The 13294-nt window shown below is 61.8% G+C and carries 13 protein-coding genes; 11 read left to right on the forward strand and 2 right to left on the reverse strand.

Annotated features, from left to right (window positions below; translation table 11 throughout):
• The 4 genes from CAY35_RS08265 to CAY35_RS08280 all read left to right on the forward strand — a co-directional run.
• Positions 1 to 1641 (forward strand): peptide ABC transporter substrate-binding protein (locus tag CAY35_RS08265; RefSeq protein ID WP_375231765.1); only part of this gene is annotated, 1641 nt, incomplete at its 5' end.
• 136 nt (positions 1642 to 1777) lie between these two features.
• Entirely contained in the window at positions 1778 to 2707 is a 930-nt protein-coding gene (locus CAY35_RS08270) for an ABC transporter permease (protein ID WP_101630633.1), read from the forward strand.
• 6 nt (positions 2708 to 2713) lie between these two features.
• Positions 2714 to 3646: an ABC transporter permease gene (locus CAY35_RS08275; protein WP_109304155.1), complete on the forward strand. Its 933-nt coding sequence runs from the start codon at positions 2714 to 2716 to the stop codon at positions 3644 to 3646.
• Positions 3643 to 5388 carry a dipeptide ABC transporter ATP-binding protein gene (locus tag CAY35_RS08280; RefSeq protein ID WP_375231766.1) on the forward strand — a complete coding sequence of 582 codons (1746 nt, stop codon included), beginning with the start codon at positions 3643 to 3645 and terminating at the stop codon, positions 5386 to 5388. Before CAY35_RS08275 ends, CAY35_RS08280 begins: the two co-directional genes overlap by 4 nt.
• Positions 5389 to 5468: 80 nt before the next feature.
• Here CAY35_RS08280 and CAY35_RS08285 read toward each other — a convergent pair whose 3' ends face one another.
• Positions 5469 to 6101, reverse strand: a complete 633-nt coding sequence (locus CAY35_RS08285) for a hypothetical protein (RefSeq protein ID WP_146191954.1) — start codon at positions 6099 to 6101, stop codon at positions 5469 to 5471.
• Positions 6102 to 6116: 15 nt separating this feature from the next.
• On the opposite strand from CAY35_RS08285, the gene CAY35_RS09630 reads away from it, so the two are divergent.
• Genes CAY35_RS09630 through CAY35_RS08295 form a run of 3 tightly spaced genes read left to right on the forward strand, consistent with a single transcriptional unit; the run spans position 6117 to position 8761 of the window.
• Complete coding sequence (locus tag CAY35_RS09630; RefSeq protein ID WP_181377532.1) at positions 6117 to 6260, forward strand: hypothetical protein; 144 nt, start codon at positions 6117 to 6119, stop codon at positions 6258 to 6260.
• 52 nt (positions 6261 to 6312) lie between these two features.
• Positions 6313 to 8211 (forward strand): translational GTPase TypA, encoded by a 1899-nt coding sequence (typA, locus tag CAY35_RS08290; protein WP_109304157.1) that lies wholly within the window; start codon positions 6313 to 6315, stop codon positions 8209 to 8211.
• Positions 8198 to 8761, forward strand: a complete 564-nt coding sequence (locus CAY35_RS08295; RefSeq protein ID WP_146191955.1) for a hypothetical protein — start codon at positions 8198 to 8200, stop codon at positions 8759 to 8761. Before typA ends, CAY35_RS08295 begins: the two co-directional genes overlap by 14 nt.
• Here the strand turns inward: CAY35_RS08295 and CAY35_RS08300 are convergent.
• Entirely contained in the window at positions 8706 to 9008 is a 303-nt protein-coding gene (locus CAY35_RS08300; RefSeq protein ID WP_109304159.1) for a hypothetical protein, read from the reverse strand. The genes CAY35_RS08295 and CAY35_RS08300 overlap by 56 nt on opposite strands.
• 45 nt (positions 9009 to 9053) lie before the next feature.
• Between CAY35_RS08300 and CAY35_RS08305 the strand changes: the two genes are divergently transcribed.
• The 4 genes from CAY35_RS08305 to CAY35_RS08320 all read left to right on the forward strand — a co-directional run bounded on the left by CAY35_RS08305 (position 9054) and on the right by CAY35_RS08320 (position 13287).
• Positions 9054 to 10163 (forward strand): DUF2332 domain-containing protein, encoded by a 1110-nt coding sequence (locus CAY35_RS08305; RefSeq protein WP_258265711.1) that lies wholly within the window; start codon positions 9054 to 9056, stop codon positions 10161 to 10163.
• Between the two features lie 156 nt (positions 10164 to 10319).
• On the forward strand, positions 10320 to 10643 hold the full coding sequence (fdxA, locus tag CAY35_RS08310) for a ferredoxin (protein ID WP_035755451.1): 324 nt from the start codon (positions 10320 to 10322) through the stop codon (positions 10641 to 10643).
• Between the two features lie 21 nt (positions 10644 to 10664).
• A complete protein-coding gene (dapC, locus tag CAY35_RS08315) occupies positions 10665 to 11843 on the forward strand; it encodes a succinyldiaminopimelate transaminase (RefSeq protein WP_109304160.1) in 1179 nt (392 codons plus the stop codon).
• A 166-nt stretch (positions 11844 to 12009) separates the two neighbouring features.
• Positions 12010 to 13287 (forward strand): citrate synthase, encoded by a 1278-nt coding sequence (locus tag CAY35_RS08320; protein ID WP_109304161.1) that lies wholly within the window; start codon positions 12010 to 12012, stop codon positions 13285 to 13287.
• Positions 13288 to 13294 lie beyond the last annotated feature (7 nt).

Genomic DNA, 13294 nt, shown 5'->3' on the forward strand with positions numbered 1-13294 from the left:
CAGAACAACCGGAAGATTTCCGCTCTTTCTGTTCTCGCAATTTCCGCACTCGGACTCGCAGCGTGCGGCGGCGGAGGCGGCGGCGAAAAGGGCAACGGTGGGGGAGAAGCCAACCCAGACGCCATCATCACCACCAACGGCACTGAGCCACAGAACCCGCTGATCCCAACCAACACCACCGAGGTTGGCGGCGGTAAGATCATCGACCTCATCTTCGCGGGTCTCGTCTCCTTCGAAGCTGACGGCACCCCACGCATGGACCAGGCAGAGTCCATCGAACCAAACGATGACAACACCGTCTGGACCGTCAAGCTCAAGGAAGGCCTCAAGTTCTCCGACGGCACCCCGGTCACCTCCGATTCCTTCATCAAGGCATGGAACTACGGCGCCGACGTCGCTAACGCCCAGGGTGGCCAGTACTTCTTCGATAACATCAAGGGCTACTCGGCAGACAAGAAGGGCGCTGAACTCACCGGCCTCAAGAAGGTCTCCGACACCGAGTTCACCGTAGAACTCATCAACCCAGAAGCTGACTTCCTCAAGCGCATCGGCTACTCCGCATTCGTGCCACTGCCAGAGTCCGCGTTCAAGGACATGAAGAAGTTCGGTGAAAACCCTATCGGTAACGGCCCATACAAGTTCGAATCCGAAGGCGCATGGAAGCACAACCAGGGCGTCAAGCTCGTCAAGTCCGACTCCTACCAGGGCCCACGCGAGCCAAAGAACGGCGGCGTGGAAATCACCTTCTACGAGTCCCCTAAGACTGCATACGCTGACACCCAGGCCGATCGCCTCGACATCCTCGACCAGATCGACCCATCGAACTTCGCGACCTACAAGGCAGACTTCGACGGCCGTAACGTCAACCAGCCAGCAGCAATCTTCCAGTCCTTCACGATCCCGCAGTACCTCGATCACTTCAAGAACGACGAAGAAGGCAAGCTGCGCCGCCAGGCCATCTCCATGGCCATCGACCGTGAAGAGATCACCAAGACCCTCTTCGACGGTACCCGTACCCCGGCATCCGACTTCACCTCCCCAGTGCTTGAAGGCTGGGACAACTGGGGTAAGAACGCCGAAGGTAACGACGTCCTGAAGTTCAACCCAGAAGAAGCTAAGAAGCGCTGGGCTGAAGCCGACAAGATCAGCAAGTACGAAGGCACCTTCACCATCGCCTACAACGCTGACGGCGGCCACCAGGAATGGGTCGACGCCCTCTCCAACCAGCTCTCGCGCAACCTCGGCATCAAGGCTCAGGGTAAGTCCTACCCAGCCTTCAAGGGCCTGCTGGATGACCAGGACAACGACAAGATGACCGGCGCAATGCGCTCGGGTTGGCAGGCAGACTACCCATCGCAGATCAACTTCCTCTCGCCGCTCTACAAGACCGGCGCTGGCTCGAACTACGGCCGCTACACCTCGAAGGAATTCGACGGCTACCTTGAGCAGGCTGGATCCGCTGACAGCCCAGAGCAGGCAGACGAGCTCTACGCAAAGGCACAGTCGACCCTGCTCACCGACCTGCCAGCAATCCCACTCTGGTACAACAACGTCAACGGTGTCTGGAGCAACAAGGTAGACAACGTTGAATTCGGCTGGAACTCCGTGCCGATCTACACCGAAGTCACCAAGAGCGAGTAAAACTAGCTCCCATGTGACGAGGCTTCACACACGTCTGACACCGCTGCGAGCGGGCAAGGAACGCACGCAGCGGTGTCAGCGTGTCTAAGCCACACCGAACCGAAACCGAACACCAAACCCCGAAACCGAGGCACCCATGCTCTGGTACATCGGCCGACGACTGCTACAGCTGATCCCGGTCTTCTTTGGTGCAACGCTTCTCATCTACCTGATGGTCTTCGCGTTGCCAGGCGACCCGATCGCGGCCCTGTTCGATGGCAAAGCGCCATCCCCGGCTGTCATCCAAGAAATTCGTGAACAATACAACCTCGACAAGCCAGTCCTGATCCAGTACCTCATCTGGATCGGCGGCGTCTTCACCGGCGACCTAGGCACAACCTATACAGGCCGCGCAGTCTCCGACGTCATGGCGGAAGCGTTCCCGCTCACCGCGACCCTCGCTGTACTCGCCCTCATCTTCGAGGCGATCATCGGCATCACCTTCGGCCTCGTCGCAGGCCTGCGCAAGGGCGGTATCACCGACAGCGTCGCGCTGGTCCTTTCGCTGCTGCTGATCTCGGTACCGACCTTCGTCGTGGGTTTCCTAGTCCAGTACTTCCTCGGCGTGAAGTGGGACATCATCCCGCCATCCATCTCCGGTAACGGACCATGGACGCAAATGATCGCGCCCGCGGCGGTTCTCGCGTCCGTATCCATCGCGAACGTCCTGCGACTCACACGCGCATCCGTCGCCGAAAACGTCGGTGCCGACTTCGTTCGCACCGCAACCGCCAAGGGCCTCTCACGCGGCCGAGTGATCCGCGTCCACGTACTGCGTAACTCGCTCATCCCCGTGGTGACCTACCTCGGTATCGACCTCGGCTCCCTCATGGTTGGCGCGATCGTCACCGAAGGTATCTTCAACATCCCAGGCGTTGGTGGCACCGTCTACCAGGCGGTCATCCGAGGAGAAGGCCCAACCGTGGTCTCCTTCGTTGCGGTCATGGTGATCATCTTCATGCTCGCCAACCTGCTGGTCGATATCCTCTATGCGGTGCTTGACCCGCGCATTCGTTACGGGAAGTGATGCTCCATGAAGCGTTATGTAGCCCCCATTGAAGAGACCCCGCTGCAGAGCGTCGATGAGGTCGACGTCTCCGCGAAACCAACCAGCGTCTGGTCAGACGCCTGGCGCGACATGCGCAAGCGAGTCATCACGTGGATCTGCCTCGTGCTCGTTGCGCTCATCATTTTCGTCGCCCTGTTCCCGCAGCTGTTCACCTCAGGTGACCCATCGGGTGCAGCGTGCGAACTCCGGAACTCGCTCGCGGCACCAAGCCCGGGGCATCCGTTCGGCTTCGACAAGCAAGGCTGCGACGTCTACACGCGCGTGATCTACGGAACCCGCGCATCGCTGACTGTTGGCCTGCTGTCCACTGCGCTCGCAACCCTCATCGGTGCGACCATCGGCGCGATCGCTGGCTACTTCGGCGGCTGGCTCGACGCCGTGATCTCCCGTCTCGGTGACATCTTCTTCGCGATCCCATCCGTGCTCGGTGCAATCGTCATGATGCAGATCGCGCCATTCGGCCGCGGTGTGGTGATGCTCTCGCTCACGCTCGCTGTCTTCGGCTGGCCGCAAGTCGCCCGCATTATGCGCGGCGCCGTGCTTACAGCTAAGCAGCAAGACTTCGTGACCGCAGGCATCGCACTCGGCGTATCCCGCGGCAAGAACCTCATCCGCCACGTGATCCCGAACTCCCTGGCACCCGTCATCGTGATCGCGACCGTGTCCATGGGTACCTACATCGTCGCGGAAGCAACCCTGTCCTTCCTGGGCGTGGGTCTGCCGCCAGAGGTCATCTCGTGGGGCTTCGACATCTCCACGGCACAGAACGTCATCCGCACCGCGCCGAACCTGCTGTTCTACCCGGCAGGCGCACTCGCCATCACAGTTCTTTCCTTCCTGCTGCTAGGCGACGTGGTCCGAGACGCGCTTGACCCGAAGGCGAGGGCACGCCGATGAAAGATCAGAACATGAACGAGAACACCCAGCCAGTCACCGACGCCGCAGACGGCCGCACGCCGCTGCTGGACGTCAAAGACCTCGAAGTCACCTTCTCAACGCAAGCGGGCCCAGTGCACGCCGTGCGCGGCGTGAGCTTCGAGCTCTTCCAGGGCGAAAACCTCGCGATCGTTGGTGAATCCGGTTCCGGTAAATCCACGTCCGTGACCGCGATCCTCGGACTTCTCGCTTCCAACGGAAGCATCACCGGCGGTAAGGCGACCTTCAACGGCATCGACCTCACCAAGGCGCCACGCAAGAAGCTCGAAGAAATCCGCGGCCGCGAAATCGGCTACGTCCCGCAGGACCCGATGTCCAACCTCAACCCGGTGTGGAACATCGGCTTCCAGGTCCAAGAGACCATCGAAGCGAACACGTCGCTGCGTGGGAAAGCTGCACGCGAACGCGTCATCGAGGTTCTCAAGGAAGCCGGCCTTCCGAAGCCTGAAGGCCGCCTCAAGCAGTACCCGCACCAGTTCTCCGGCGGTATGCGCCAGCGCGTACTGATCGGCATCGGCATGTCTGCGAACCCGCGCCTGCTGGTCGCCGACGAACCGACCTCCGCGCTCGACGTCACCGTGCAGCGTCGCATCCTCGACCACCTCGGTGAACTGACACGCGAACACGGCACCTCCGTCATCTTCATCACCCACGACCTCGGCCTCGCAGCTGAACGCGCCGAGAAACTCGTGGTGATGTACAAGGGGCAGGTCGTCGAATACGGGGACTCCAAGGAGATCCTCGCCAACCCGATGCACCCGTACACCAAGCGCCTCGTCGGTGCCGCGCCATCGCTGGCTTCCCGCCGCATCCAAAGCGTGCAGGAAGGCGACGACGTCGCGATGGGCGCAGACGAGAAGCTGCTGCGCCGCCACGAGGAAACCCCGGACGTCAAGCGAGTCGATGAGAACCCGCTCATCGAATTCACCGACGTCACCAAGGTGTACAAGATCCGCGAAAAGGGCCTCAAAACCACCGACTTCAAGGCCGTGGACAAGGTCTCGCTGCAGATCCCACGGGGAACCACGATGGGCGTGGTCGGCGAATCGGGTTCCGGTAAGTCAACGCTCGCGAAGATGTTCCTCAAACTCGAGGACATCACCGAAGGAACCATGACCTTCGACGGCAAGGACGTTGCGAACTGGCCGCACAAGGATCTGCTCGCGTTCCGTCGCCGCGTTCAGCCGGTGTTCCAGGACCCGTACGGAACCCTGGACCCGATGCGTTCGATCGGCGCCTCGATCGCGGAACCGCTCGAAACGCACAAGATCGGCGACCGCCGCAGCCGCCGCAAGACGGTCGAAGAGCTCCTGAACCAGGTATCGCTTCCGAAAGCGACAGCAAACCGCTACCCAGGTGAGCTTTCGGGTGGTCAGCGTCAGCGCATCGCAATCGCACGTGCGCTCTCGCTCAAGCCCGAGGTGCTGGTTCTCGACGAAGCCGTGTCCGCACTCGACGTGCTGGTCCAAGGCCAGGTCCTCAACCTGCTAGCCGACCTGCAGACCGAGCTCGGATTGACCTACCTGTTCATCACTCACGACCTCGCAGTCGTGCGCATGGTCGCCGACCAAGTCACCGTGATGAAGAACGGCCAAGTGGTTGAGCAAGCCTCCACCGACGAGGTCTTCGACAACCCGAAGGAACAGTACACACGCGACCTGCTCGAAGCGATCCCAGGCGGAGACTTCGTATTCGGCAGCTAGCTCTTAAATGTTGCGGGGTGTTGACCGGTCACCGGTCAACACCCCGCAACATTTAAACTCACGAGTTAAGCGTTAACTAACTAAGCGATCACCAACAGCACGACCGTGGCCACTGTAACCACACCGAACATGATCCACTGAAGCGAAAGCCACGTTTTCGTGACCTCAGCGTTCACAGCATCGGCATCCAGCTCACCAGCCTCAACAGCCTTCAACTGGGCATCCTTATACCGCATCACCTGAGCGGAAATACCCTGCCCCTCACGCAACTTAGCGGCGCGATCCTCAACCTGGCTCGGATCAACACCATGACGCAACAAATCAGCGTCAGCCGCCTTCGCACGCAAAGCCTTACGCCGCTGACCCATGCCCTGAACAGGCGCCGACCACACGCGAGTCACCACGCCATCGGTATCAGTCAACTCAACAAAATAAACATCCTGCGCCTCACGCAACCTAGCCCACGGAATCCGCACCACAGTCGTCGCGTTATGCACAACGACCGCCTCCGGCTCCACCACGAGCCGCGGCAAAATCAGCGTCCAAGCAACCAGCATCACCAACGCCAACGTGCCGAACGACGTCGCGACACCCGCATAGAAAAAACCACGCGCAAACGCATCCACGGCCGCGAAAGCGCCAAAACCAAGAACAACCACGCCCAGAATCCAGCCAGACAAGTTACGGGTCAACGTCAACGGAGAAACGATCATAGGAATAATCGTGCCATGCGCTCCGGGCACGACGTGAAAACCGCGCGCGACAGCCCGCGCAACGGCGCGGCCAACATCACCCCGCGCAACGGCACGCTTCACAGCACCTCGCGCAACGGCGCGGCCAACAGCAGAGTAGACTTGCAATCACGCTGTTAATACACGCTGGCCGCAACACGGCGGCCCCACGAACAAGCTGAAGGAACCCCTTATGGCACGTGCCTCACGCGAGGACCTCCGTAACGTTGCGATCGTTGCACACGTTGATCACGGCAAAACCACCCTGGTGGACGCCATGCTCCGCACCACTGGAGCATTCGCCGCACACGGCGAACAAGAAGACCGCGTGATGGACTCCGGCGAACTCGAACGCGAAAAGGGGATCACCATCCTCGCCAAGAACACCACGGTGTTCTACAACGGCCCAGCTTCTGACGGTAAAGACGTCACGATCAACGTGATCGACACCCCAGGCCACGCCGACTTCGGTGGGGAAGTGGAACGCGGCCTCTCGATGGTCGACGGCGTGGTCCTGCTCGTGGACTCCTCCGAAGGTCCGCTTCCGCAGACCCGCTTTGTGCTCCGCAAGACGCTCGAGGCTCGCAAGCCAGTGATCCTGGTCGTCAACAAGACAGACCGCCCTGACGCCCGCATCGACGGCGTGGTCTCCGAAACCATGGACCTGCTGCTCGGCCTCGCTTCCGATATCGCGGAAGAGGTCCCGGACCTCGACATCGACTCGATTCTCGAGCTGCCAGTCGTGTACGCATCCGGTAAGGCCGGCCGCGCATCGCTCGAACAGCCAGCCGACGGCGAGCTGCCAAACAACGAAGACCTCGAACCGCTGTTTGAGACGATCATGAAGCACGTCCCAGCGCCGTCCTACGAAGACGACGGCGTTCTGCAGGCGCACGTGACCAACCTCGACGCATCCCCATTCCTGGGTCGCCTCGCACTCCTGCGCATCCACGGCGGAACCCTTAAGAAGGGGCAGAACGTCGCGTGGATCCACCACGGCGACCAGCGCTCCGTGAAGATCACCGAGCTACTCGAAACCCGCGGGCTCGAGCGCGTCCCAGCGCAAGAAGCCGGCCCGGGCGAGATCGTCGCTGTCGCCGGCATCGAAAACATCATGATCGGTGACACCATCACCGACCTCAACGACCCGCGCCCGCTACCTGCCATCCACATCGATGATCCAGCGATCTCGATGACCATCGGTATCAACACCTCGCCGATGGCCGGCCGCGTCAAGGGCGCTAAAGTCACCGCCCGCCAGGTCAAGGACCGTCTCGACCGTGAGCTCATCGGTAACGTTTCGCTCAAGGTCCTCCCAACCGAACGCCCAGACGCGTGGGAAGTCCAGGGCCGCGGCGAGCTCGCGCTGTCCATCCTCGTGGAGCAGATGCGCCGCGAAGGCTTCGAACTCACCGTCGGCAAGCCGCAGGTTGTGACCCGCGAGATCGACGGCAAGGTCCACGAACCGATGGAAGAAATCACCATCGACACCCCAGAGGACTACCTCGGCGCCGTGACCCAGCTGCTCGCGGCACGCAAGGGACGCATGCAGGAAATGACCAACCACGGCTCCGGCTGGGTCCGCATGGTCTTCACCGTGCCAGCCCGCGGCCTCATCGGCTTCCGCAGCACGTTCCTGACCCTGACCCACGGCGCAGGCATCGCGAATACGATCTCCGCCGGCTATGAGCCATGGGCGGGCGCGATCGAATACCGCAACACCGGCTCGATCATCTCCGACCGCGCAGGTGTGGCCACCCCGTACGCGATGATCAACCTGCAGGAACGCATGACGTTCTTCGTCCAGCCAACGCAGGAAGTCTACGAAGGCATGGTCGTGGGTGAAAACGCCCGCAACGAAGACATGGAAGTCAACGTCACCAAAGAAAAGAAGCAGACCAACATGCGCGCTGCTTCCGCTGACTCCTTCGAAGGACTCACGCCACCACGCGTACTCACGCTCGAAGAGTCCCTCGAATTCGCTGCCGAAGACGAATGTGTTGAAGTGACCCCGGAAGCGATCCGCATCCGCAAGGTCATCCTCAACTCCGCCGACCGTATGCGCGAGGCTCGCAGGCGTGCAAAGAACTAACCCAACCGCCGGAGCATCAACCCCCGGAGAGTCACCTCTCGGAGCATCGGCCCCAGTACCAGCTGAGCCAGCCGGCCCATCAGCCACGCTGAGCATCGTGCTGACAATCCTTCTGGGGCTGATGTCCGGGATCTCCGGGGTGCTCTGGCACACCCACTACTGGGCGGGCACGATGAACGAAACACTCATCGTGCTCCCATGGGGTGCCGTGCTCTCGGCGCTCGCCGTCCTCGCGGCGGGCCTGTGGTGGGGTAGCTTCACCGGACGTCTCTGGGTCCCGGGCGCCATCGGCGCGATAGCGTTCGCAACCATCGGGGCGCTCTCGCTGTCCACAACGAACATCGTGATCGCCCCCATCAACGAGTTCACGCGCAACAACGCACCGGGTGCCTACATCGCGGCGTTGACCCTCTTTGCCGGCGTCATCATCGCGACCGTGCTCGCCTCACTCACCGTCATGAAAATCCTCAGCCGGCGTCAACGCGAGGCCCGCGCTACTCAGCTGAGCGGCGCGGCGCACGCCTCTGCGGCGGAGGCGGAACAGGCTTAGCGTGAGTGACCCGCGCCGTCGGAACAAACACGTCACCACGTCGCGTCCGCACCACAACAACCCTGCCCGCCCCCACCGGAGCGGAAGCCTCAGACTCCGCGTGAAGACTGTCCGCATCGGGCACATAGTCCTCAGCTGAACCGATGTAGACGATGTCGCCCAAAGCGTCCGTGAGCGTCTCATCCGGCAAGCGGTACCGCGCCACAACACGCGCGCCAACACCGAGCGCATCAAACAGGTCAGCCATACAGCGATCATTTCACAGACCCCTCACACGGCGGCGGTGAGATGCATGTCTCAAGAAGAACAAATATTGCGTTCGGATGGGTTGACCATCGGCCTGGGACATAGCCTTGTGGGCATGTATGCCAATATCGCGGCAACCTACCGCCACTTTGCTGAGGCCGAAGCCCGGGGCATCTCTGCAACCTACGACCAATGGGCCCGGGGAGTGTCCCAAGACCCCGCAGTTCTCGCTTTACTTTCCGAGCTACCGGGGCTCAAAATCCAGCCGAACCTCGTATTCGCGGCGGCACGACTCAAGGGCGCACCAGTAGGCGACTACGAGCAGTTCCGCGCCTGGCTCTTGACACACTGGGGCGAGGTCAAACCCGAGGTTTTGCAGCGCGCGACGCAGACCAATGAAGCGAACCGATGCGCCGTCATGCTGCCGATTCTTTCGCGACTCGATCGGCTTGGTACGGCAACCGCCGACGCGGGTGGCCAGTCGGCGGGGGAGCGGGCACCGCTCGCACTGATTGAAGCCGGCGCGAGCGCTGGCCTGTGCCTCTACCCGGACCGCTATTCCTACGCGTACACGACAACCGCAGGGGAAACTGTAGAACTACACCCCAAAGACGGGCCGTCCACCGTGACCCTCCCGGCCGCGATCGACGCGGACTGGGTCCCAGACCACATCCCAGAAGTCGCCTACCGTACAGGAGCAGACCTCAACCCGCTCAACCTCGCAGACGCCGACGAACTCGCATGGCTCGAAACCCTCATCTGGCCCGAGCACCAAGAGCGGAGGGCCCGGCTCCACGCCGCCGCCCGCATCGCGCTGGAGGAACCTGCCCGCATCGTCGCCGGCGACCTCGTTGAAGCCGTCCCGGAACTCATCCGGCAAGCGCCACCTGAGGCCCGCATCGTGGTCTTCCACACCTGGGTTCTGTACTACCTCAGCCCAGAACACCGCGAAGCCTTCCGCGCAGCGCTCGCCGAGTTCCCCAACATCACGTGGATCTCATCCGAACCGTATGGCGTTCTGCCGTGGGTAGACCAACGCCACAAAACCCCGTTCGACCACCGCGTAACCCTCGCGGTCAACGGGAAGCCAGCCGCGCTCGTCGGCACCCACGGGCAAAGCTTCGAAGCACTACGTCGCGTTGATCCTTTCCTGTAGCTCAGATCCTTTCCTCTAGCCTCGGCCCTTTCATGTAGCTCGTCACGTTGACCGGCATGTGTACCGCGCCTGCTTAGGCAACGACCGCGCAGGCTACTAAACTGAGGCTCAACAGTTTCAACCACTATCGCACCGTGGAAAGGTAAGGCGACCAGCGTGACCTACATCATTGCGCAGCCCTGTGTGGACTTGAAGGACAAGGCGTGCATTGACGAATGCCCAGTCGACTGCATCTATGAGGGCAACCGCATGCTCTACATCCATCCGGATGAGTGCGTTGATTGCGGCGCATGCGAACCGGTCTGCCCTGTGGAAGCGATCTACTACGAAGACGACGTCCCAGAAGAGTGGGCCGAATACTACAAAGCTAACGTGGACTTCTTCGACGAGATCGGTTCGCCAGGCGGCGCCGCACGCTCGGGTGCATTCGACTTCGACCACCCATTTATCGACGCCCTGCCACCACAGAACCAGGACTAAACCGCCCAGGACAAGGACTCCATGAGCACAACTGACCGATCCTCAACCCAGCCTGCCGCGGCGTTTGGGTTGCATCTTCCTGACTACCCGTGGGAGCTTTTGGCGCCGTACCGCGAGCGTGCGCAAGCCCACCCTGACGGTGCGGTTGATGTTTCGATCGGTACGCCCGTGGATCCGACCCCGAAGATCCTTCAGGATGCGTTGGCTGAGGCCACGGATTCGCCGGGCTACCCAACCACGCAAGGCACCGCTGAGCTGCGGGAAGCGATCGCCCAGTGGTGGCGACGACGCCGCAACGCCGCCGACGTGACCGCGGACATGGTCATGCCGGTAGTGGGTTCCAAGGAGTTCATCGCATGGTTGCCGCTCATCTTGGGGCTCGGTGGGAACGGTGGCCAGGGTGGCGCCGGCGGCGGAAACACTGATGTGGTGGTCTGCCCGCGGGTCGCGTACCCGACGTACGCGGTAGGTGCGACGCTGGCCGGCGCCGAGGCTGTATCAGCTGACTCTTTGGACGAGCTGGATGACCAGACGCGCTCCCGCGTCAAACTCATCTACCTGAACTCGCCCGGCAACCCGACCGGCTCCGTGCTGAGCCGCGAGGACCTCGCACGTTGGGTGCGTGACGCGCGTGAGATCGGCGCGGTCATCGCCTCGGATGAGTGCTACGCGGAACTCGGTTGGGGCGAATGGGAAGAATCCGTCCCCTCGATCCTGGACACGGAAGTCAACGGGGGAGACCTCACCGGGCTACTGGGGATCTACTCGATGTCCAAACAGTCGAACCTCGCAGGCTACCGCGCCGCGTTCGTAACCGGCGCCCCGGAGCTCATGCCGGACCTCATCAACACCCGCAAACACGCGGGCATGATGATCCCCGGCCCAGTCCAGCACGCGATGACGGTCGGCCTCACAGACGACGAACACGTGGCGCAGCAGAAAAACCTCTACCGCGCCCGCCGCGAACAGCTGAAGTCCGCGCTCGAGGCCGCCGGCTTCACCATCGACCATTCCGAAGCCGGCCTCTACCTGTGGGCAACCCGCGGCGAAGACTGCTGGGACACCATCGGGTGGCTCGCGGACCGCGGCATCATTGCTGGTCCCGGCGCGTTCTACGGCCCGCACGGAACCGAACACGTGCGCATAGCCCTCACCGCATCGGACGAACGCATCCAAACAGCGGTAGAACGCTTGAAGTAACGCGCGTCACACAGCGCCATAAAGCACTCAGCCCGTGGCAAAAATACTGCACTCAGGTCGCAGCTGAAGCCCGGACAAGATACGGTATAAGAGAGCCACCCGTGTGCCCGGACGTCACCGGCGCACCGCGAGGCACGTCAACTAACTCACTCAGGAGGCACTCCACATGACTGATGCGAATGCACAGTTGAGCTATGCCGAGAAGCAGCTCGACCTCGGCGTTGTGGAAGCGGCAGAAGGCAACGAAGGCCTGGCAATCGCTCCGCTGCGTAAAGAAACCGGCGCAGTAACGTACGACCCGGGGTACATGAACACGGCCTCGACCAAGTCGGCCATCACCTACATCGACGGTGAAGAGGGAATCCTGCGCTACCGCGGCTACCCGATCGAGCAGCTTGCTGAGAAGTCGAACTTCCTGGAGACCTCCTACCTGCTCATCAACGGCGAACTCCCAACCGCCGAGCAGTTCGAGGAATGGGATCAGAGCATCCGCCGCCGCACCCTCCTGCACGAGGAGATGCGCAACTTCTTTGACGGCTTCCCACGCGACGCACACCCGATGCCGCTGCTGTCCTCGGCAGTGTCCGCGCTCTCGACCTGGTACCAGGACTCCCTGGATCCGTTCGATGACGAACAGATCGAACTGTCCACGACCCGCCTCATGGGTAAGGTCCCGGTCATCGCCGCATACGCATTGAAGAAGTCGATGGGCCGCGCGCTGCTCTACCCGGACAACTCGCTCAACCTCGTTGAGAACTTCATCCGCTTGTGCTTCGCCAACCCGGCAGAGCCATACGAGCTGGACCCAGAGATGGTGCGCGCACTCGATCAGCTGCTGATCCTGCACGCAGACCACGAACAGAACTGCTCGACCTCCACCGTCCGCATGGTCGGCTCCGCTGACGCGAACCTGTTCGCTTCCGTCTCCGCTGGCATCAACGCCCTGTTCGGCCCAGCTCACGGCGGCGCGAACGAGGCTGTTCTGCACATGCTCAAGCAGATCCAGGCTGAAGGCCTCGAGCCAGCTGACTTCATGGAGAAGGTCAAGAACAAGGAAGCCGGCATCCGCCTCATGGGCTTTGGCCACCGCGTCTACAAGTCCTACGACCCACGCGCGAAGATCGTCAAGGAAACCGCGCACCGCATCCTCGAGAAGCACGGCTCCAACGAGCTGCTCGACATCGCGATGACCCTGGAAGAGAAGGCGCTCAGCGACGACTACTTCATCGAACGCAAGCTCTACCCGAACGTGGACTTCTACACGGGCCTGATCTACAAGGCGATGGGCTTCCCAGAGAAGATGTTCACCGTCCTGTTCGCAATCGGCCGCCTCCCAGGCTGGATTGCCCAGTGGCGTGAAATGATGCAGGACCCAGAGCGTAAGATCGGCCGTCCACGCCAGATCTACACCGGCTACACGCAGCGCGACTACCCAAACGCGTAAGCTAAAG

The sequence above is a fragment of the Pseudoglutamicibacter cumminsii genome (assembly GCF_003143995.1).
GTDB lineage: Bacteria > Actinomycetota > Actinomycetes > Actinomycetales > Micrococcaceae > Pseudoglutamicibacter > Pseudoglutamicibacter cumminsii_B.